General features: G+C 43.3%; 17 protein-coding genes and 1 other annotated feature. All 17 genes read right to left on the reverse strand.

The features are described 5' to 3' along the window. Positions 1 to 3: 3 nt before the first annotated feature. The 17 genes from rplB to rplA all read right to left on the reverse strand — a co-directional run bounded on the left by rplB (position 4) and on the right by rplA (position 19770). Positions 4 to 837, reverse strand: a complete 834-nt coding sequence (rplB, locus tag KCX82_RS05210) for a 50S ribosomal protein L2 (protein ID WP_227017377.1) — start codon at positions 835 to 837, stop codon at positions 4 to 6. 15 nt (positions 838 to 852) lie between these two features. Continuing rightward, complete coding sequence (rplW, locus tag KCX82_RS05215; protein ID WP_227017378.1) at positions 853 to 1143, reverse strand: 50S ribosomal protein L23; 291 nt, start codon at positions 1141 to 1143, stop codon at positions 853 to 855. Then, the gene (gene rplD, locus KCX82_RS05220; RefSeq protein ID WP_227017379.1) at positions 1143 to 1766 is read right to left on the reverse strand and encodes a 50S ribosomal protein L4; all 624 of its coding nucleotides are present in this window, start codon (positions 1764 to 1766) and stop codon (positions 1143 to 1145) included. The genes rplW and rplD overlap by 1 nt, the downstream gene beginning before the upstream one ends. 28 nt (positions 1767 to 1794) lie before the next feature. Continuing rightward, positions 1795 to 2430: a 50S ribosomal protein L3 gene (gene rplC, locus KCX82_RS05225; RefSeq protein WP_227017380.1), complete on the reverse strand. Its 636-nt coding sequence runs from the start codon at positions 2428 to 2430 to the stop codon at positions 1795 to 1797. A 94-nt stretch (positions 2431 to 2524) separates the two neighbouring features. After that, on the reverse strand, positions 2525 to 2836 hold the full coding sequence (rpsJ, locus tag KCX82_RS05230; RefSeq protein ID WP_227017381.1) for a 30S ribosomal protein S10: 312 nt from the start codon (positions 2834 to 2836) through the stop codon (positions 2525 to 2527). A gap of 438 nt (positions 2837 to 3274) precedes the next feature. Further along, entirely contained in the window at positions 3275 to 3451 is a 177-nt protein-coding gene (locus KCX82_RS05235) for a hypothetical protein (protein WP_227017382.1), read from the reverse strand. Between the two features lie 78 nt (positions 3452 to 3529). Next, positions 3530 to 3718, reverse strand: a complete 189-nt coding sequence (locus KCX82_RS05240) for a hypothetical protein (protein WP_227017383.1) — start codon at positions 3716 to 3718, stop codon at positions 3530 to 3532. A gap of 815 nt (positions 3719 to 4533) precedes the next feature. After that, a complete protein-coding gene (locus KCX82_RS05245) occupies positions 4534 to 5172 on the reverse strand; it encodes a lactate utilization protein (RefSeq protein ID WP_227017384.1) in 639 nt (212 codons plus the stop codon). A gap of 329 nt (positions 5173 to 5501) precedes the next feature. After that, positions 5502 to 6695, reverse strand: a complete 1194-nt coding sequence (tuf, locus tag KCX82_RS05250) for an elongation factor Tu (RefSeq protein WP_227017385.1) — start codon at positions 6693 to 6695, stop codon at positions 5502 to 5504. Between the two features lie 24 nt (positions 6696 to 6719). Beyond that, positions 6720 to 8783, reverse strand: a complete 2064-nt coding sequence (gene fusA / locus KCX82_RS05255; RefSeq protein ID WP_227017386.1) for an elongation factor G — start codon at positions 8781 to 8783, stop codon at positions 6720 to 6722. Positions 8784 to 8823: 40 nt separating this feature from the next. Beyond that, positions 8824 to 9294 (reverse strand): 30S ribosomal protein S7, encoded by a 471-nt coding sequence (gene rpsG, locus KCX82_RS05260; RefSeq protein ID WP_227017387.1) that lies wholly within the window; start codon positions 9292 to 9294, stop codon positions 8824 to 8826. Positions 9295 to 9565: 271 nt separating this feature from the next. Continuing rightward, positions 9566 to 9982 carry a 30S ribosomal protein S12 gene (rpsL, locus tag KCX82_RS05265; RefSeq protein ID WP_227017388.1) on the reverse strand — a complete coding sequence of 139 codons (417 nt, stop codon included), beginning with the start codon at positions 9980 to 9982 and terminating at the stop codon, positions 9566 to 9568. 121 nt (positions 9983 to 10103) lie between these two features. Next, a complete protein-coding gene (rpoC, locus tag KCX82_RS05270; protein ID WP_227017389.1) occupies positions 10104 to 13754 on the reverse strand; it encodes a DNA-directed RNA polymerase subunit beta' in 3651 nt (1216 codons plus the stop codon). 18 nt (positions 13755 to 13772) lie between these two features. Then, positions 13773 to 17468, reverse strand: coding sequence for a DNA-directed RNA polymerase subunit beta (gene rpoB / locus KCX82_RS05275; RefSeq protein ID WP_227017390.1), 3696 nt, complete (start codon positions 17466 to 17468; stop codon positions 13773 to 13775). A 207-nt stretch (positions 17469 to 17675) separates the two neighbouring features. After that, a complete protein-coding gene (gene rplL / locus KCX82_RS05280; RefSeq protein ID WP_227017391.1) occupies positions 17676 to 18041 on the reverse strand; it encodes a 50S ribosomal protein L7/L12 in 366 nt (121 codons plus the stop codon). Positions 18042 to 18293: 252 nt separating this feature from the next. After that, a complete protein-coding gene (gene rplJ / locus KCX82_RS05285; RefSeq protein WP_227017392.1) occupies positions 18294 to 18791 on the reverse strand; it encodes a 50S ribosomal protein L10 in 498 nt (165 codons plus the stop codon). A 128-nt stretch (positions 18792 to 18919) separates the two neighbouring features. After that, positions 18920 to 19054: a sequence feature (ribosomal protein L10 leader region), on the reverse strand. Between the two features lie 17 nt (positions 19055 to 19071). Next, positions 19072 to 19770 carry a 50S ribosomal protein L1 gene (rplA, locus tag KCX82_RS05290; protein WP_227017393.1) on the reverse strand — a complete coding sequence of 233 codons (699 nt, stop codon included), beginning with the start codon at positions 19768 to 19770 and terminating at the stop codon, positions 19072 to 19074. Positions 19771 to 19774 lie beyond the last annotated feature (4 nt).

Consider the following 19774-nt stretch of genomic DNA (forward strand, 5'->3'; position numbering starts at 1 on the left):
CAACTATTTTTCGTTACGTCTTTTTACGATATATTGATTTGACGGATTATTCTTCTTTCTGGTCTTATATCCCAGAGCAGGTTTACCCCAAGGAGTAACCGGGCTAACTCTACCGATTCCGGTTTTACCTTCACCACCACCGTGTGGGTGATCGTTCGGATTCATGACGGAACCTCTAACGGTAGGTCTGATACCCATATGTCTTTTTCTTCCTGCTTTACCAATCTTGATGTTTTCGTGATCGAGATTTCCTACTTCGCCGATGGTGGCTCTGCATTCAATTCTGATTCTTCTTACTTCGCCGGAAGGAAGTCTTACAGAAGCGTAATCTCCTTCTTTTGCCATAAGCTGTGCGCCGTTTCCTGCAGATCTTACCATCTGAGCACCTTTTCCAGGTTTCAGCTCGATGCAGTGGATCACGGTACCGACTGGGATGTTCTTAACCGGAAGTGCATTTCCAATTTTGATATCAGCATCTGCTCCTGATACTACAGTATCACCAACAACCAATTTGTTCGGAGCGATAATATATCTCTTTTCGCCGTCTGGATAAACAATCAGTGCAATATTTGCGCTTCTGTTAGGATCATACTCGATTGTAGTAACTTTTCCTGGAATACCATCTTTGTTTCTTTTGAAGTCAATGATTCTGTATTTCGCTCTGGTACCGCCGCCTCTGTGTCTTACGGTGATTTTTCCTCTTACATTTCTTCCTGCATTTTTCTTAAGAGTCACTGTAAGAGATTTTTCCGGAGTACTCGTCGTAATTTCTTCAAATGTTGAAACCGTCATTCCTCTTAATCCAGGAGTGATAGGATTATATTTTTTGATTCCCATATCTTTCGTCCCTCCTTATAGACCTTGGAAGAATTCGATTTCCTTACTTTTTTCCGTAAGGGTTACAATTGCTTTCTTTGAAGCAGGTCTTCTTCCCACTGTTTTTCCCATTCTTTTTACTTTACCTTGAACATTCATAATGTTTACTTTTGCTACTTCTACTCCGAAAATTTCTTCCAGTGCATGTTTAACCTGAGTTTTGTTTGCATCGGTAGCAACTTTGAAAGTATATTTTTTATTAGCCGCATCATCCATACTTCTTTCGGAAATAACCGGCTTTATGATTACATCATAGGGGGTTGTCATTATGAATACACCTCCTCAATTTTGTTGATCGCATCCTTAGTAACGATGAAGCTTGTATAATGAATGATCTCATATACGTTCATTGTGCTTACTAAAGCTGTCTTTACTCCTGGAATGTTAGCTGCGGACTTGATTACGTTTTCGTCCTTGTCAGCCATAATGATGAGGGCTTTCTTTGCTGCCTTCACGTTTTCTAATACTTTGATCATTTCCTTTGTCTTTGGCTCTGCAAAGGAAAGTGAATCTAATACGATAATTTCTTTTTCCTCCACCTTTGAGGATAAAGCTGACTTCATAGCGAGTCTTCTTAATTTCTTAGGCACCGTATATCTGTAATCTCTTGGCTTTGGTGCGAACACAACGCCTCCGCCAACCTGTGAAGGATCTGTTGAGCTACCTTGTCTGTGACGACCAGTTCCCTTCTGTCTGAAAGGTTTTCTACCACCGCCTCTGACTTCGCCTCTGTTTTTCGCTGACTGTGTGCCTTGTCTTTGGTTTGCGAGGTAATTCTTTACCACGGCGTGTACCGCATACTGGTTCACTTCTATTCCAAAGATATCATCTTTTAATTCGATACTACCGGCTTCTGCTCCGGACATATTCAGCATAGTTACTTTTGCCATTTTACTTCCTCCTTTCTGAAGTCATTATCTATTTGTCTTGACCTTTAACTGCGTATTGAATGCGGAGTAAACTGCCTTTTCCGCCAGGTACCGCACCTTTAACCAGCATCAGGTTTCTGTCCTCTATGATTTTTACAAGAACAACGTTCTGAACAGTTATGGTGTCTCTACCCATTCTTCCGGGACCTGCATTTCCCTTGAATACTCTGGAAGGATAGGTTCCTGCTGCCAGAGCACCGGCAAGTCTCTTATGCTTGGATCCGTGGGTCATCGGTCCTCTGTGATGTCCGTGTCTTTTAATGTTACCCTGAGTTCCTTTACCCTTTGATACGCCTGTGACATCCAACTTCTTGCCAGCTTCGAAATCAGCTACTGTGATCACCTGATTTGGCTCATAAGTTTCGCCTTCATCAAGTCTGATTTCTGTTAGATGCTTTTTCAGCGGAGCCTGCCATTTTGCAAAATGACCTTTTGTAGGCTTGTTCAGTCTCTGCTCCTTCGCATCGCCGTATCCGATCTGAACAGCATTGTAGCCATCAGTTTCAACGGTCTTGATTTGAGTCACGACTGCAGGGCCTGCTTCAATCACAGTTACCGGAATCGCTTCTCCAGCTTCGGAAAAAATCTGAGTCATTCCAATTTTTTTCCCTAAAATTGTTTTCATCCTTACACCTCCTGGTTTCTTACAGCGGATTACTGTTTTGTGAGTAATCATACTAAGGGGAGATTTTTGCAAATCTATGTTTTCTTAGTATTTTCTAAAGTTTGATCTCGATATCAACACCTGCAGGTAAATCCAGCTTCATCAATGCATCAACTGTCTTTGGTGTGGTGTTTGAGATATCAATGAGTCTCTTGTGCGTTCTCTGTTCGAACTGCTCTCTGCTGTCCTTGTACTTGTGAACGGCTCTTAGAATTGTGATGATCTGCTTCTCTGTTGGCAGTGGAATTGGTCCGGAAACATCTGCACCTGTCTTTTTGGCTGTTTCCACAATTCTTGCTGCTGACTGATCTAAAGATTTGTGATCATAAGCCTTCAGCTTGATTCTGATTTTTTGTTGTTCGCTCATTCTTTCTTTCCTCCTTGATTTTCGTACGTTTTCGCTATGCTGTACGAGGGGTTCGTCCCTGGTGCTTTCTCCGTATACTAGGATTTGCTTACTCGGTACACGGCGCCGTGTGTTTCATATTTTTTTACACAAAGCAAAAAGCACGAGAATCCCTTCGCCCGTTTCTGGAACGGACAATTCTCTGCAGAAATTACCTGATAGCTCAGCAACTTCCTGCTTCATCGCCTTTTTTAGCAAGCCTTTAGAGTATATTATAAGTTGTGGGATATTGCAATAGTTTTTCCAAAAAAAGTTGAAGAAAAACCAAAGTTTTTTTAAAGAAGTTATCTGACAATTTCAACGTTTTAAAAGATAGGATTCAATACACGCACCGGGGCGTTCAGTGAATTATAAAATCGACTTAAAAAGCCAGTCATTTCAGTCTTTTCAGCGCTTACATCAAAAAAATATCACTCCGATTAGAATACCAAGTCCAACAATCCCTCCATACACAAGCCCTACAATGATGGTAATACGATTGTATTTCGAGTTTCTGTTTTTCTTGCCTCCCTGATAGGCAAAAAATAAATTCAATATGAGTATTACAATAGCGATGCCCGCAACTATCTTTTCCATATCCCTTGCCCCCTTAATGATTCGTTTGTCTATAAGCAGACACACTGGTCCGTAATGAAACTAACCATCTGCAATTTATTAAAAAAACAATGTTCCAATAATCAATCCTAATCCAATGGCACCGCCAATTCCAATGCCAACCATGATGGTGATACGATCATACTTCGGATTCCGGTTTCTCTTGCCTCCCTGATAGGCGAAAAACAAACACATCAGTATACTGGCAATGATAACAATTAATGCGATACCTGCTGTAATGATTTTCATGGTATATCCCCCCCTAATATTTATTAGTTAGTCAAATTTCATTTATTAGTATTTAAACCGGATCATTTAACTGCCAGATCGAAATAGTTGAGTTTTGACAAGCCAAAGGTCTGACTTTGTATCACGAAAATACTCACAGGTTTCTAATGATATGGTCTCGATTCGTTATTTTTAACCCCAAAAACAAACGGTATCCCTAATCGGTGTTTTTGGGTTATGGCTATCATGGAATACCATCATTAAAAATAACATCATCTTCAACCTATATCATAAACGAAACCTGTTCGGATATTTTCTTAAATCCAAAGCTCAGCCATTGCGGCTTGATAAAAAACTTGCAAAAACTAAAGCTGTCAGTTTAATCGTTTGATATTACAAATCTTTTTTGACTAACTGAGTTCGACTCCGAAGCAAATTTTCACTAACTAAAAAAATTTGCTAACCGCTGGTTCGGGCTGGGTGCCATTTGTTTGTAAACTATGTGATTTTAATTTGTCTGATCTGCAAAAGGGCTATAACAATACGTTGAAATAATTTTGCTTTGGTCTTATCCGAAATGGTCATAATCTTTATGGGATATAAGCAAAGCCTTGAGCAGGTTTGAAGTATTTTCAACCGAATCGAGTAGGATTTTTCGTAGATTGCATCAGCAATCTCAGCAAATAATGTGACCCTTCACATTTTTGCGCACGAAAAATCATGAGATGAGGTTATGAAAATATCAAAACTGCGAACCAGCTTTGCGTTATCACATAAAATTAGACCTTTTGCTGATCAGACGAAAATTGTAACTTAGTTTCACAAACTAATAAATATTAATAGCCTAAATCCTCATTCACTAATATCACTTCCAGCCTTCCCGGATTGCTGCAGAATCTGGTGGTGACGATATTACAGCAGAGGCAGTCATCAGAAGTGCAGTCTCCGCATATCCCGGTAGCCGAACATGGTGTTTTTTTATTCAAGCGCAGTGCATTGGGCACAGCAGCATCAAGCCTTGCTCTGTTTAAAGCGGCTTCATGGTCTCTCACAATTTTATTGGCGCCAATTACAATCACTACCTTCTTTGGGCCGAAACAGAGTGCCGCTACTCTATTGCTTGTACCGTCTAGATTGACAAGTTCACCATCCATCGTAACAGCATTGGAGCTCATCAGAAAATAATCCGCCGTCAGGGATTGGCGCCTTCGTTCAAAAGATTCAACGGGATCCTTTGTGGAATAGGGATCGATGGTCGTCAAATCTCTTTCAGCTAGTTTGGGCTTAATACCAAGTGTGTTAATGGTAGCAGACCCGCCCCAGGAAACCACACTGTTATCCTGAATGATATCCAGTACCTTTTGAGCTGCTTCCTCCCCGGTCTCACAATAGTGGGCAATGATCTTCCGCTTTTCCAGATTCTTTTTCACAGTCTCCATCTTTAACTTGTTTGCTTTTCTTACTTCATCCAACATTCTTTTCATCACTCCTTCTGCAAACGATAATTCTATTTTAGCACTTTTTTTATTTCACGCATACAGAACCCTGAAAGAAATTTGATTCCATCAGAGTAAAAACGAAAAAAAGACCCGCAATTTATGCGAGTCTTTTCATTTGTAATTTATAAATCTTATCCTTTGAGGCAAAGCCCTAAAGTTGCACGCTTAACAAGCAATTTCGATGACGCCGGAAAAATTTCTCAGAGCTAGGCACGAGATGCGAAACGCATCGGAACGTACTCTGTGCTACGTGAGAAGCGGATTCGCATCTCAGTAACACCGCTCTGGGGGATTTTAACAAGTCATTATGCCTTGATTGCAGTTACAACGCCAGCTCCTACAGTTCTTCCGCCTTCTCTGATAGCGAATCTCAGTCCTTCTTCGATAGCGATCGGTGTGATCAGTTCGATATCCATCTGGATGTCGTCTCCTGGCATACACATTTCTACGCCTTCTGGTAAGGTTAAGGATCCGGTTACGTCTGTTGTTCTGAAGTAGAACTGTGGTCTGTATCCATTAAAGAATGGTGTATGTCTTCCGCCTTCTTCCTTCTTCAGTACGTATACCTGAGATAAGAACTTTGTATGAGGCTTGATGCTTCCTGGCTTTGCAAGTACCTGACCTCTTTCGATATCAGTTCTCTGTACGCCTCTCAGCAATGCTCCGATGTTGTCTCCGGCCTGTGCCTGATCCAACAGCTTTCTGAACATTTCTACGCCTGTTACTACTACTTTTCTTGGAGCTTCGGATAATCCTACGATTTCTACTTCGTCGGATACCTTCAGGATTCCTCTTTCTACTCTTCCTGTTGCTACTGTTCCTCTTCCTGTGATGGAGAATACATCTTCTACTGGCATCAGGAACGCTTTGTCTGTTGCTCTTTCTGGCTCAGGAATGTAAGTGTCTACTGCTTCAAACAGTTCTACGATCTTGTCTCCCCATGGTCCTTCCGGATTGTTTAATGCTTCCAGCGCGGATCCTCTGATGATTGGTGTATCATCTCCTGGGAATTCATACATATCTAATAATTCTCTAACTTCCATTTCTACTAAATCAAGAAGTTCATCGTCATCAACCATATCGCATTTGTTTAAGAATACGATGATATATGGTACGCCTACCTGTCTGGAAAGCAGAATGTGCTCTCTTGTCTGTGGCATTGGTCCGTCTGTTGCTGCTACTACCAGGATCGCTCCGTCCATCTGTGCTGCTCCTGTGATCATGTTCTTTACATAGTCAGCATGTCCCGGGCAGTCTACGTGTGCGTAGTGTCTGTTTGGTGTTTCATACTCTACGTGCGCAGTTGCGATGGTGATTCCTCTTTCTCTTTCTTCCGGTGCTTTGTCGATCTGATCGAATGCTACCATCTGGCCCAGTCCGTATCTCTGGAACAGAGTCTTTGTAATAGCTGCTGTCAAGGTTGTCTTACCATGGTCTACATGGCCGATTGTCCCGATGTTTACATGGGGCTTATTTCTTTCAAATTTAGCTTTTGCCATTTTAGAAATCCTCCTAAAAAATTTTTATTTATTAATCTTCTCTAATAAGCTGTCCGGCAGCTTTTCAAAGTGGTCAAACTGCATAACATATACGCCTCGACCCTGAGTTTTCGATCTGAGGTCTGTTGCATATCCGAACATTTCGGAAAGAGGTACAAAGCCTCTGACCGCAACAGCCCCTGAATGCATATCGGACCCTTCGATTCGGCCTCTTCTTGAGCTGATATCTCCGATGACATCGCCCATATATTCTTCAGGAACCGTAACCTCAATCTTGAAGATCGGTTCAAGCAATACAGGCTTTGCCTTTTTCGCTGCTTCTCTGAAAGCCATGGATGCGGCAATTTTGAAGGCCATTTCCGAGGAGTCTACTTCATGATAGGAACCATCATAAAGCTCAACACCTACGTCTACTACCTGATAGCCAGCCAAAGGTCCATTCTGCATCGCCTCACGAATACCTTCATCAATTTTGCCGATGTATTCCTTCGGAATCGCACCACCAACAATTGCATTCTTGAATTCGTAACCAGCTCCCGGTTCTCTTGGAGCTATTCTGATCTTAACGTGTCCGTACTGACCACGACCACCAGACTGCTTCGCATACTTGTGATCCACATCCGCGTTTGAGGAAATAGTTTCTTTGTAAGAAACCTGTGGTTTTCCGACATTCGCTTCTACTTTAAACTCACGGAGAAGTCGGTCTACGATAATTTCCAAATGAAGCTCTCCCATACCTGCAATAATCGTCTGGCCTGTTTCTTCATTGGTATAAGTTTTGAAGGTTGGATCTTCTTCTGCAAGTTTTGCCAATGCAATACCCATTTTATCCTGCCCGGCCTTCGTTTTGGGCTCGATGGCGATTTCAATAACAGGATCCGGGAACTCCATGGATTCCAAAATAATTGCATGTTTTTCATCACATAAAGTATCTCCGGTAGTGGTATCTTTTAGCCCTACCGCTGCTGCAATGTCTCCGGAATAAACCTCTTCAATTTCCTCTCTTCTGTTGGCATGCATCTGAAGAATTCTTCCGATTCTTTCTTTTTTGTCCTTCGTTGAGTTATATACATAGGAACCGGATTTTAATGTTCCCGAATAGACTCTGAAGAATGCCAGCTTTCCAACAAAGGGGTCCGCCATGATCTTAAATGCCAATGCGGAGAAGGGTCCTTTATCGTCAGCTGCTCGTTCCCCTTCCTGATCGGTATCTGGAAGTATCCCCTTAATCGGAGGGATATCCACCGGGGAAGGCATATAGGCAACGACTGCGTCAAGCAGCATCTGCACGCCTTTGTTTCTGTAAGAAGATCCGCAAATAACCGGAATCATTTTGCCTGCGATCGTCATCTTTCTGATTGCGGCTTTGATTTCCTCTTTTGACAGTTCTTCTCCATCTAAATATTTCATGAGCAGTTCTTCGTCTGACTCAGCAACTGCTTCTACGAGATTATGTCTCCACTCGTCTGCTGCTTCCTTTAGCTCTGCAGGAATATCAACTACATCAAATTCCTTACCCAAATCGTCCTTGTAGATTTCGGCTCTCATTTCAACCAAATCCACAATTCCGATGAAGCTGTCCTCAGAACCAATTGGCAGCTGAATTGGTACAGCATTTGCCTTTAATCGGTCCTTCACCATTCCTACAACACGGAAGAAGTCGGCTCCCATAATATCCATTTTATTGACGAATATCATTCTCGGAACGCCATACTTTTCTGCCTGTCTCCAAACGGTTTCAGACTGGGGTTCTACTCCGCCTTTTGCGCAAAGTACTGTAACTGCTCCATCAAGAACCCTCAGTGACCTTTCTACCTCTACGGTAAAGTCAACGTGGCCTGGTGTATCGATAATGTTTATTCTAGTATCTTTCCATTGTGCAGTAGTAGCAGCAGAGGTTATAGTGATACCTCTCTCCTGCTCCTGTTCCATCCAGTCCATAGTGGCTGCCCCTTCATGAACTTCGCCAAGCTTATGGGTTTTTCCTGTGTAGAACAATATTCTCTCTGTAGTAGTGGTCTTCCCGGCATCTATATGTGCCATGATACCAATATTTCTTGTTTTCTCAAGCGGGAATTGTCTAGGCATACCAGAATCCTCCTTTCTGCTTCTTTCATATGAATTCTAATTACCATCTGTAATGTGCAAATGCCTTATTAGCCTCTGCCATCTTATGCGTATCTTCTTTTTTCTTAACAGATGCTCCGGTACTATTGGAGGCATCCATCAGTTCCTTTGCAAGTCTTTCATACATGGTCCTTTCGCCTCTGGCTCTTGTGTACTTTGTAAGCCATCTTAAGCCCAGCGTCTGACGTCTGTCTGCTCTAACTTCTACCGGAACCTGGTAGTTCGCACCACCAACACGTCTGGCTCTAACTTCCAGAACAGGCATGATATTATTCATTGCCTTTTCGAACACTTCCAAAGGATCGTTCCCTGTGTTCTCTTTGATCATGTCAAATGCATCGTATACAATTGACTGTGCTACACCTTTTTTTCCGTCTAACATGATACTGTTGATCAGCTTTGCCACAACAACACTTCCGTAAACTGGATCAGGGAGCACTTCTCTTTTTGGTACATTACCTTTTCTTGGCACTTCTCTTCCCTCCTTGCTTGCTAATTTTGCGGAATGCGGTCTGCGTTTCACAAAATTATCTGCGCAATCAATAATTAATAGAATTTTTGCGCTTTCGCTCGGTACTCGACATTCTCACGAATGCCGCGGTGCACATGATATCTATATTTTTTATCTATATCAAGGGCACTGTCAGCCCGCCAAAAATTATCGGCGGACTTATGCAGGAACATCTCAAATCTTATTTCTAATTTTCTCCGATTTGCCGATTTCTACTGCATCTTTTCCCGAATTATTTTGCTTTTGGTCTCTTTGCTCCATACTTAGAACGAGCCTGATTTCTCTTAGCTACGCCTGCTGTATCAAGAGTTCCTCTGATGATGTGGTATCTTACACCAGGAAGGTCTTTTACTCTTCCGCCTCTGATCAGAACTACGCTATGCTCCTGAAGGTTGTGACCAATACCAGGAATGTAGGCAGTTACTTCGATACCGTTGGACAGACGTACTCTCGCTACTTTTCTAAGAGCTGAGTTTGGTTTCTTAGGAGTCACAGTTTTTACGGAAGTACATACCCCTCTCTTCTGTGGTGCTTCTGTTTCGGTAGGAACTCTCTTCAGGGAGTTTAATCCTTTCAACAGCGCCGGAGATGTGGACTTTTTCACCGCACTTGTTCTTCCTTCTCGAACCAACTGATTAATTGTAGGCATTCTTTTTTCTCCTTTCCTTGTCTTGTGCAAGGGCACAAATAAGTGATATCTCAAGCCATGTGGCTCAAAACCAACGATTAGTATATCACAAATCAAACACCAGTGTCAATTTGTTTCTACGTTATTCAACTTCAACGATTTCAGACAGTTCTGCGATTTCAGACATATCGGCAATATCTTCAAAGTCCATGTTTTCGGATAGACGATCATTGCCGTAATCATCATAATCTTCTTCTTCCATTGGCGGTTTGAAGGATTCCATGAGCTCCGTATTGACACCGTAATCAACGTCAATATTTTTGTATCTCTTCATTCCTGTACCTGCAGGAATCAGCTTTCCGATAATTACATTTTCTTTTAATCCCAGCAGATTATCTGTCTTTCCTTTAATTGCAGCATCGGTAAGGACTCTTGTAGTTTCCTGGAAGGATGCTGCCGACAGGAAGGAGTTGGTTGCCAAAGATGCCTTTGTAATACCAAGAAGGATTCGTTTGCCCTTGGCCGTCTCTCCGCCTGCTTCATCAGCTGCCTTGTTGGCATCTTCCAATTCAAACTTGCTGTAAAGTCCGCCCGGCAGCAGGGAGGTATCCCCTGCATCTTCAATCTTGTACTTGGAAAGCATCTGGCTGACGATGACTTCTACATGCTTGTCATTGATGTCTACACCCTGTTGCTTATATACTCTTTGTACTTCCTTGAGCAGATACTGGTATACGCCTTCTACGCCGTTGAGACGAAGAATATCGTGAGGGTTCAAAGGCCCTCTGGTGATCTGATCTCCGGCAAGGACATAGTCCCCTTCTTTTACATTCAGTCTTGCTCCGTAAGGAATGATATAGATTCTTTCTTCTTCGCCGCGAACCTTCACTTCCGTCTTGTTGTCCTTTCTGCTCTCGATGGAGACTACCGTTCCGTCGGCTTCGCAGATTTCAGCAAGTCCTTTCGGTTTTCTGGCTTCGAATAATTCCTCTACTCTGGGCAAACCGTGGGTGATATCGCTTCCTGCTACGCCTCCTGTATGGAAGGTTCGCATGGTGAGCTGTGTACCCGGTTCTCCGATGGATTGCGCCGCAGTAATACCAACAGCTTCTCCGATATTAACCGGCTCTCCTGTCGCCAGGTTTCTGCCATAGCATTTTGCACAGATACCATAGACGCTGTGGCAGGTCATGACGGATCGGATCGCTACGGATTCAATACCGCTGGCTTCTACTTCGTCAGCTGCAGCTTCCAGAATTTCTTCGCCCTGTTCCACAATCAGTTTACCTGTCTGCGGATTTACGATATCTGTCAGCGCTATTCTTCCGACAATTCGAAGCTTCAATGGTTCGATCACTTCCTTGCCGTCGGTAAAGGCCTTGACTTCGATACCTTCGTCAGTACCGCAGTCGATTTCTCTTACAATTACGTTATGGCTGACGTCAACCAGTCTTCTTGTGAGGTAACCGGAGTCCGCTGTTCGGAGCGCCGTATCGGCAAGACCTTTTCTCGCTCCGTTAGTGGAAATAAAGTATTCCAATACGGACAATCCCTCACGGAAATTGGATTTGATAGGGATTTCAATGGTCTGCCCGGAAGCGTTGGCCATAAGACCACGCATTCCGCCGATCTGTTTGATCTGGCTCTTGCTACCTCTGGCTCCCGAGTGAGCCATGATATATAAGTTGTTTAATGTTCCCAGTGATTTCATCAATGCATCCGCGATATCATCGGTGGCATCATTCCAGGTATCAATAACTCTTTCATATCGTTCGGAATCGGACATCAGACCTCTTCTGTAGGCCGATTCGTATTTTTCTACTTTCTTCTCAGCTTCTGCCAGAATACCGGCTTTTGCATCCGGAATCTCCATGTCGGATACACTGATGGTGATCGCGCCTATGGTAGAGTAATGGAAGCCTGTATCCTTGATATAGTCCAGCATGATGGCAGTAGTCGTATTCCCATGCTTACGATAGCATTTGTCGATGATCTGGCCCAGCTTCTTCTTATCACAGAGGAAGTCGATTTCCAGGGAATATTTATCCGCTTCACGGTCAACATAGCCAAGATTCTGAGGAATTCCTTCGTTGAAGATAAATCTTCCAACCGTGGACTCGATCAGTTTTCCTCTTTCGTCACCTTCAATAAATCTTCTAACCTTAACTCTTGCATGAAGACCAACAATGCCGTTTCTGTACGCCATCAGCATTTCGTCAAAATCGGTAAAGATTTTGCCGTCGCCCTTCTCGGCAAGAGTATTTCTTTCTTCCACGCCGGGATGGGTCAGGTAATAGCTTCCCAGGATCATATCCTGAGTAGGCGTAGTGATAGGAGATCCGTCTTTCGGCGCCAAAATATTGTTGACGGAAAGCATCAGGAATCTGGCTTCAGCTTGCGCTTCCACGGAAAGGGGTACGTGTACCGCCATCTGGTCGCCGTCAAAGTCAGCATTATAAGCGGTACAAACCAGTGGATGAAGCTTGATAGCCTTACCCTCTACCAGCACCGGTTCAAAGGCCTGGATACCCAGTCTATGAAGCGTCGGGGCACGGTTTAGCAGTACAGGATGCTCTTTTATAACCTCATCCAGTACATCCCATACTTCCGTTCTGACTTTTTCCACCATTCTCTTAGCACTCTTGATGTTATGGGAATGGCCGTTCTGCACCAGCTTCTTCATAATGAAAGGCTTGAACAGCTCCAGCGCCATTTTCTTCGGCAGTCCGCACTGATAGAACTTCAGCTCCGGTCCTACTACGATTACGGAACGTCCGGAATAGTCAACACGCTTTCCGAGCAGGTTCTGTCTGAATCTTCCCTGTTTTCCCTTCAGCATGTCGGAAAGGGATTTCAGCGGTCTGCTTCCAGGGCCCGTTACCGGTCTTCCTCTTCTTCCGTTATCGATAAGGGCATCTACCGCTTCCTGCAGCATTCTCTTTTCATTTCGAACGATAATATCAGGAGCGCCGAGATCCAGCAATCTCTTCAATCTATTATTTCTATTAATAACTCTTCTATACAGATCGTTCAGGTCGGAAGTTGCAAATCTGCCGCCGTCCAGCTGAACCATCGGTCTTAAATCAGGCGGAATGACCGGAATGACCTCGAGGATCATCCATTCCGGCTTGTTTTCAGACAGACGGAGCGCTTCGATGACTTCCAGTCTTCTTACGATTCTGATCTTCTTTTGTCCGGAGCTTTCCCGGAGCTTCTTTCTCATATCCTCGGACAAAGCAACAAGATCGATGTGTGTCAAAAGCTCTCGAATGGCTTCCGCACCCATGGCTGCCTTAAATCCGGTTCCAAATTTATCTTTGGCTTCTCTGTATTGTTGTTCCGTCAGGATTTCCTTATAGCCCAGGCCGGTATTGCCAGGCTCTGTTACAATGTAAGCGGCAAAATACAGAACCTTTTCCAGATTTCTTGGGGAGATGTCAAGAACAAGACCCATTCTGCTCGGTATTCCTTTGAAATACCATATGTGGGAAACCGGCGCTGCCAGTTCAATGTGTCCCATTCTTTCTCTTCTTACCTTGGCCTTGGTAACCTCAACGCCGCAGCGGTCACAGACAATTCCTTTATACCGAATTCTTTTATATTTTCCGCAATGGCACTCCCAATCCTTTGTGGGACCAAATATCTTTTCACAGAAAAGGCCCTCTTTCTCAGGTTTTAGAGTTCTGTAGTTGATGGTTTCCGGTTTTTTAACTTCTCCTTTTGACCAGCTTCTTATCTTTTCTGTAGATGCAAGACTAATTTGCAGTGCTTCAAAATTATTTAATTCATACAAGGAGCTTCTCCCCCTTTCCTATAATTCATCTTCGAAATCTTCGTCAATCAGGTCCAAATCCAACTCTTCCTCTTCAAGGTCATCCTCCATTACATCTTCGGAGAAACCACCCTCTTCTTCAAAAATTTCTTCCTCGTCGGCGATAGATTCAATGTCAATAATACTTTCTAGTCCTGAGATACCATCCAATTCCGCCGATTCTTTGATTTCAATTTCTTCATGATCATCTGTTAATACTTTAACGTCCAGGCCAAGGCTCTGCATTTCTTTGATCAGTACCTTGAAGGACTCAGGAATACCCGGTTCCGGAATATTTTCACCCTTCACGATGGATTCGTAGGTCTTTACACGGCCCACGACGTCATCGGATTTCACGGTGAGGATTTCCTGAAGGGTATAGGCAGCACCGTATGCTTCCAGTGCCCATACTTCCATCTCTCCGAAACGCTGTCCGCCGAACTGGGCTTTACCTCCCAGAGGCTGCTGTGTAACCAGAGAGTATGGTCCTGTGCTTCTGGCATGGATCTTATCGTCAACCAGATGATGCAGTTTCAGCATATACATATATCCGACGGTAACAGGATTATCAAATGGTTCTCCCGTTCTTCCGTCTCTCAATACCAGCTTTCCGCTCTTCGGGAAGCCTGCTTCTCCCAGCAGGTCAATAATGTTCTGTTCGCTGGCGCCGTCAAATACCGGCGTCGCAATGTACCAGTCTTTATATTTAGCCGCCAGTCCCAAGTGTGTTTCAAGCACCTGTCCCACGTTCATACGAGAAGGTACGCCCAGTGGGTTTAACATGACCTGAAGAGGTACTCCGTTTTCCATGAACGGCATATCTTCTTCCGGAAGAATTCTTGAAATTACACCCTTGTTACCGTGACGTCCGGCCATTTTATCACCGACGCTGATTTTTCTCTTTGTGGCGATATAACATCTCACCAGTTTATTGACTCCCGGCGGAAGTTCATCACCATTTTCTCTGGAGAATACTTTTACGTCTACAACGATACCGGCTTCTCCGTGAGGAACCCTAAGGGAAGTGTCTCTGACTTCTCTGGCCTTTTCACCAAAGATGGCTCGAAGCAGTCGTTCCTCTGCGGTAAGTTCCGTTTCACCCTTCGGTGTAACTTTACCTACCAGTATATCGGAGGAGCTTACTTCTGCACCGATTCTAATAATACCTTCCTCATCCAGGTCTCTCAGCGCATCTTCACCGACGTTCGGAATATCTCTTGTGATTTCTTCCGGTCCGAGTTTTGTATCTCTGGCTTCTGCTTCATACTCCTCAATGTGTAGAGAAGTCAACGCATCTTCCATGATTAGACGCTCATTCAATATAATAGCATCCTCGTAGTTATAACCTTCCCAGGTCATAAATCCGATGAGCAGATTTTTTCCAAGTGCGACTTCGCCCATGTCGGTAGAAGGTCCGTCCGCAATAACCTCGCCTTTTTCAACATGCTCGTTCTTGCTCACGATAGGCCTCTGGTTGATACAGGTACCCTGGTTGGAACGCTTGAACTTCAGCATCTTATATTCGTCAACGCCTTTGCCGTCCGCTCTTCTGATTCGGATTTTATTCGCGTCAACGTACTCTACAGTACCTTCATTCTTGGCCAGAAGTACGACGCCGGAATCTCGTGCAGCCGTATACTCCATACCGGTTCCTACGATAGGCGCATCCGTAATCAATAGAGGAACTGCCTGACGCTGCATGTTGGAACCCATCAGGGCTCTGTTCGCATCGTCATTTTCCAGGAACGGAATCATAGCAGTTGCTACAGATACTACCTGTTTCGGAGATACGTCCATATAATCAATTAAATCTTTTGGCACCAGGTCAATGTCACCGCCGGCTCCTCTTGAGGCAACTCTATGGTTGATAAATCTGCCTTCAGAATCCAGTGGTTCGTTTGCCTGAGCAATAATCAGCATTTCTTCTTCATCCGCGGTGAGATAATCGATGGTCTCTGTTACCACACCTCTTGTTTTATCCACTCTTCTGTATGGGGTCTCAATGAAACCGTATTCATTGATTTTTCCATAGGTTGTAAGAGAACCGATCAGCCCGATGTTCGGACCTTCAGGGGTCTCAATAGGACACATTCTTCCGTAATGAGAGTGATGGACATCACGGACTTCAAATCCGGCTCTTTCTCTGGACAGTCCTCCAGGGCCCAATGCGGACAGTCTTCTCTTATGAGTCAGCTCTGCCAGCGGGTTGGTCTGGTCCATAAACTGTGACAGCTGAGAACTTCCAAAAAACTCTTTGATAGCAGCAGTCACAGGTCTGATGTTCATCAGGGCCTGTGGCGTTGTAACCTCGATATCCTGAATAGTCATTCTTTCTTTTACGACTCTTTCCATACGAGCAAGCCCGATTCTGAATTGATTCTGAAGGAGCTCTCCTACGGTTCTCAGTCTTCTGTTGCCCAGATGATCTATATCATCAACATTTCCAATGCCATGGTTCAGATTGAAAATATAGCTCACGGATGCAATGATATCATCAATGATAATATGTTTTGGGGAAAGATTCGCTTTGTTTTGAAGCAATGCCTCTTTTATCGCGTTGTCTCCGTCATGATTATCCAGAATTTCCTTTACTACTGGGTAGTATACTTTTTCCGGAAGTTTGAGTCCTTCCAAGCTGAAAGAAATATAATCCGCTAAATTAACGAAATTGTTTCCGATTACTTTAACGACATGTCCCTCTTCCGTCCTGCTATATACATAAACAAACTTTACACCGGCATTTTCTATCTGGAAACCGGCTTCTCTTGAAATCTTGGCATCTCTTTCTACTAAAATTTCGCCGGTATTAGGATCTATGATATCTTCTGCGGCAATACATCCAATAATCCTATTGGACAGCCCCAGCTTCTTATTATATTTATATCTTCCTACTTTTGCTAAGTCATATCTCTTCGGATCAAAAAATAGGGAATCCAGAAGAGATTTTGCACTCTCCACTGTCGGAGGTTCACCAGGTCTTAATTTTTTATAAATTTCCTTCAGGCCGTCTTCATAATTTTTGGTCGGATCTTTTTCCAAAGTCCTTCTCAGTCTTTCATCTTCGCCAAAGATGTCCAGGATTTCCTGGTCAGACCCAAAGCCTAGGGCTCGAAGTAAAGTGGTTACCGGCTGTTTTCTGGTACGATCCACACGGACAGATATGATTTCATTGGAATCTGTCTCATACTCCAGCCAAGCACCTCTGTTTGGAATTATCGTCGTAGAGAATAATTTATTGTTTGATTTATCAACTGTTACATTATAGTACGGTCCCGGAGACCTGACCAATTGAGTTACCACTACTCTTTCGGCCCCATTATAAATAAAAGTTCCCTTTTCCGTCATCAATGGGAAATCCCCCATGAAAACTTCCTGTTCTTTGACCTCGCCGGTTTCTTTATTTACTAATCTTACTTTAACCTTAAGTGGAGCTGCATATGTTACGTCGCGTTCCTTACATTCTTCCTGGTCATATTTGGGGGTATCATTCAGAGAATAATCGATAAACTCGAGGACTAAATTCCCTGCATAATCCTTTATCGGGGATATATCTTCAAAGACCTCCCGAAGTCCTTCCTCGATGAACCAGTCATATGATTCAGTCTGGATTTGAATAAGATTTGGCATTGCCGCTACCTCATTTATTTTCGAGTAGCTCATTCGTGTCTTTTTACCTATTTTAACGGGATCTGGCATATTCATCACTCCTTGCATAGAAAACAAAATACTTTGCGTGGCAATGTACTATAATATCACAGTAATATCAAGTAGTCAAGGAAATTTTTTGAAAAATTCAAAAAAGGCGCTCATTGATTAGAGTCGCCTTTTTTTAATGTTGTTATACAGATTTTCTGTAAAAAATTTACGCCTTAAGACAAATTAGGCTTTGATACTATAATTTTCTTATTTTAATTCAACTGTAGCGCCAACTTCTGCAAGCTTCGCTTTGATTTCTTCAGCTTCAGCTTTGGAAACGCCTTCTTTAATGTTCTGAGGAGCTCCGTCAACAAGATCCTTAGCTTCCTTCAGGCCAAGACCTGTAAGTTCTCTTACAACCTTGATAACTTTGATCTTTTCAGCACCAGCGCTGGCAAGTACTACTGTGAATTCTGTCTGCTCTTCAACAGCTTCTGCTGCTACAGCTACTCCAGCTGCTGCTACAGGTGCAGCTGCGGATACTCCGAATTCTTCTTCGCAAGCTTTTACAAGCTCATTTAATTCTAAAACGGTCATCGCTTTGATCGCTTCGATAATTTGATCTTTATTCATTTTAATTTCTCCTTTATAAATTTTAAAATAATTCTTATATAACTTTTGTGATTTCTGACGGGGCACTTTCCATTAGCCTCGGACAAGTGCTTCGCCGTAAAATTCTACGCTCTAAAGAGCGTGAATTTCTGACGGGGCACTTTCATTAGCCTCGGACAAGTGCTTCGCCGTAAAATTCTACGCTCTAAAGAGCGTGAATTTCTGACGGGGCACTTTCCAGGCATTTAGCAAGCTAAATGCGGACAAGTGCGCCTATGCTTCTGCTTTTGCGTCCGCAATGGCCTGTAAAGTTCTTGCAAACTTGGAAACAGGTGACTGGATGCTTCCCATAAACTTCGCAATCAGCTCGTCTCTGGAAGGAAGCGTTGCAACTGCTTTTACGCCTTCTGCATCGAAGTAAGTTCCTTCGATAACACCTGCTTTAAATTCCATCTTCTTATATTCTTTGATGATACCATTCAGTACTCTTGCTGGAGCAACTGCATCATCATAGCTGATGGCAAAGGCGCTTGGTCCTGAAAGGGAATCCTTCAGTACTTCGTACTTGGTTCCTTCGATAGCTCTGTTAACCAGCTTGTTCTTATATACAGTATAGTCTACGTTGGCTTCACGCAGTTTTCTTCTCATGGCATCAGCCTGAGCAACAGTGATTCCCATGTAATCAATAACAACTGCAGACTGTGCTCTTTCCAGCTTTTCTTTGATCTCATCAATCACTGCCTGTTTTTGCTTTAAATGTTCAACTGACATTTTGTTCTCCTCTCCCGTATTGTTTCTATGCGATCCAACACGATTTCATATTAGCAGTGGAAATCTGCAAATCACAGATTTGGGATTTCCTTGCATCAGTTCGCCGAAAATTTGTTTCATAAATTGGGCGAGCTAAAGAAAAAGCCTTTTCCGCCATAGACAGAAAAGGCCCACATAATCATAAAGATTTCTATATTATGAGATACCTCGGCAGGAAATTAAGCTTTCACACCTGCTGTCTACGGCGATTATTCAATTTCATTCCGGGAACGTTACTGAATTAGAACGTTACCCTTAATGGGTTTATTTTAACTCCAGGTCCCATAGTGGATGCAACCGTTACACTCTTTAGGTACTGGCCTTTTGCTGCTGCCGGTTTTGCCTTTACAACTGCTTCCAATAAAGCATTAAAGTTGTCAGCCAGCTTTTCCGGTCCAAAGGAAACTTTTCCAATTGGTGTATGGATGATGTTTGTCTTATCAAGACGATACTCAACCTTACCAGCTTTAATTTCCTGGAGCGCTCTTTCAACATCCATGGTTACTGTTCCGGACTTTGGATTCGGCATCAGTCCTTTAGGACCTAAGATCTTACCAAGTCTTCCAACAACACCCATCATATCCGGTGTGGCTACTACTACATCGAAATCAAACCAGTTTTCTGTCTGAATTTTTGTAGCAAGCTCTTCCGCACCTACATACTCAGCTCCGGCCGCTTCTGCTTCCGCAGCTTTCGGACCTTTTGCAAAAACCAATACTCTCTTGGTTTTACCAGTTCCGTGAGGGAGTACGATAGCTCCTCTAACCTGTTGGTCCGCATGTCTTCCATCTACACCCAGCTTGATATGGACTTCAACGGTTTCATCAAATTTTGCTTTTGCAGTCTGAACTGCCAATGCTAATGCATCATTCACATCGTACAATGTGGCTCGGTCAACTAATTTCGCTGACTCTTTGTAAATTTTACCTCTTTTAGGCATTTTG

Source organism: Sinanaerobacter chloroacetimidivorans (genome assembly GCF_018128545.1).
GTDB classification, from domain to species: domain Bacteria; phylum Bacillota; class Clostridia; order Peptostreptococcales; family Anaerovoracaceae; genus Sinanaerobacter; species Sinanaerobacter chloroacetimidivorans.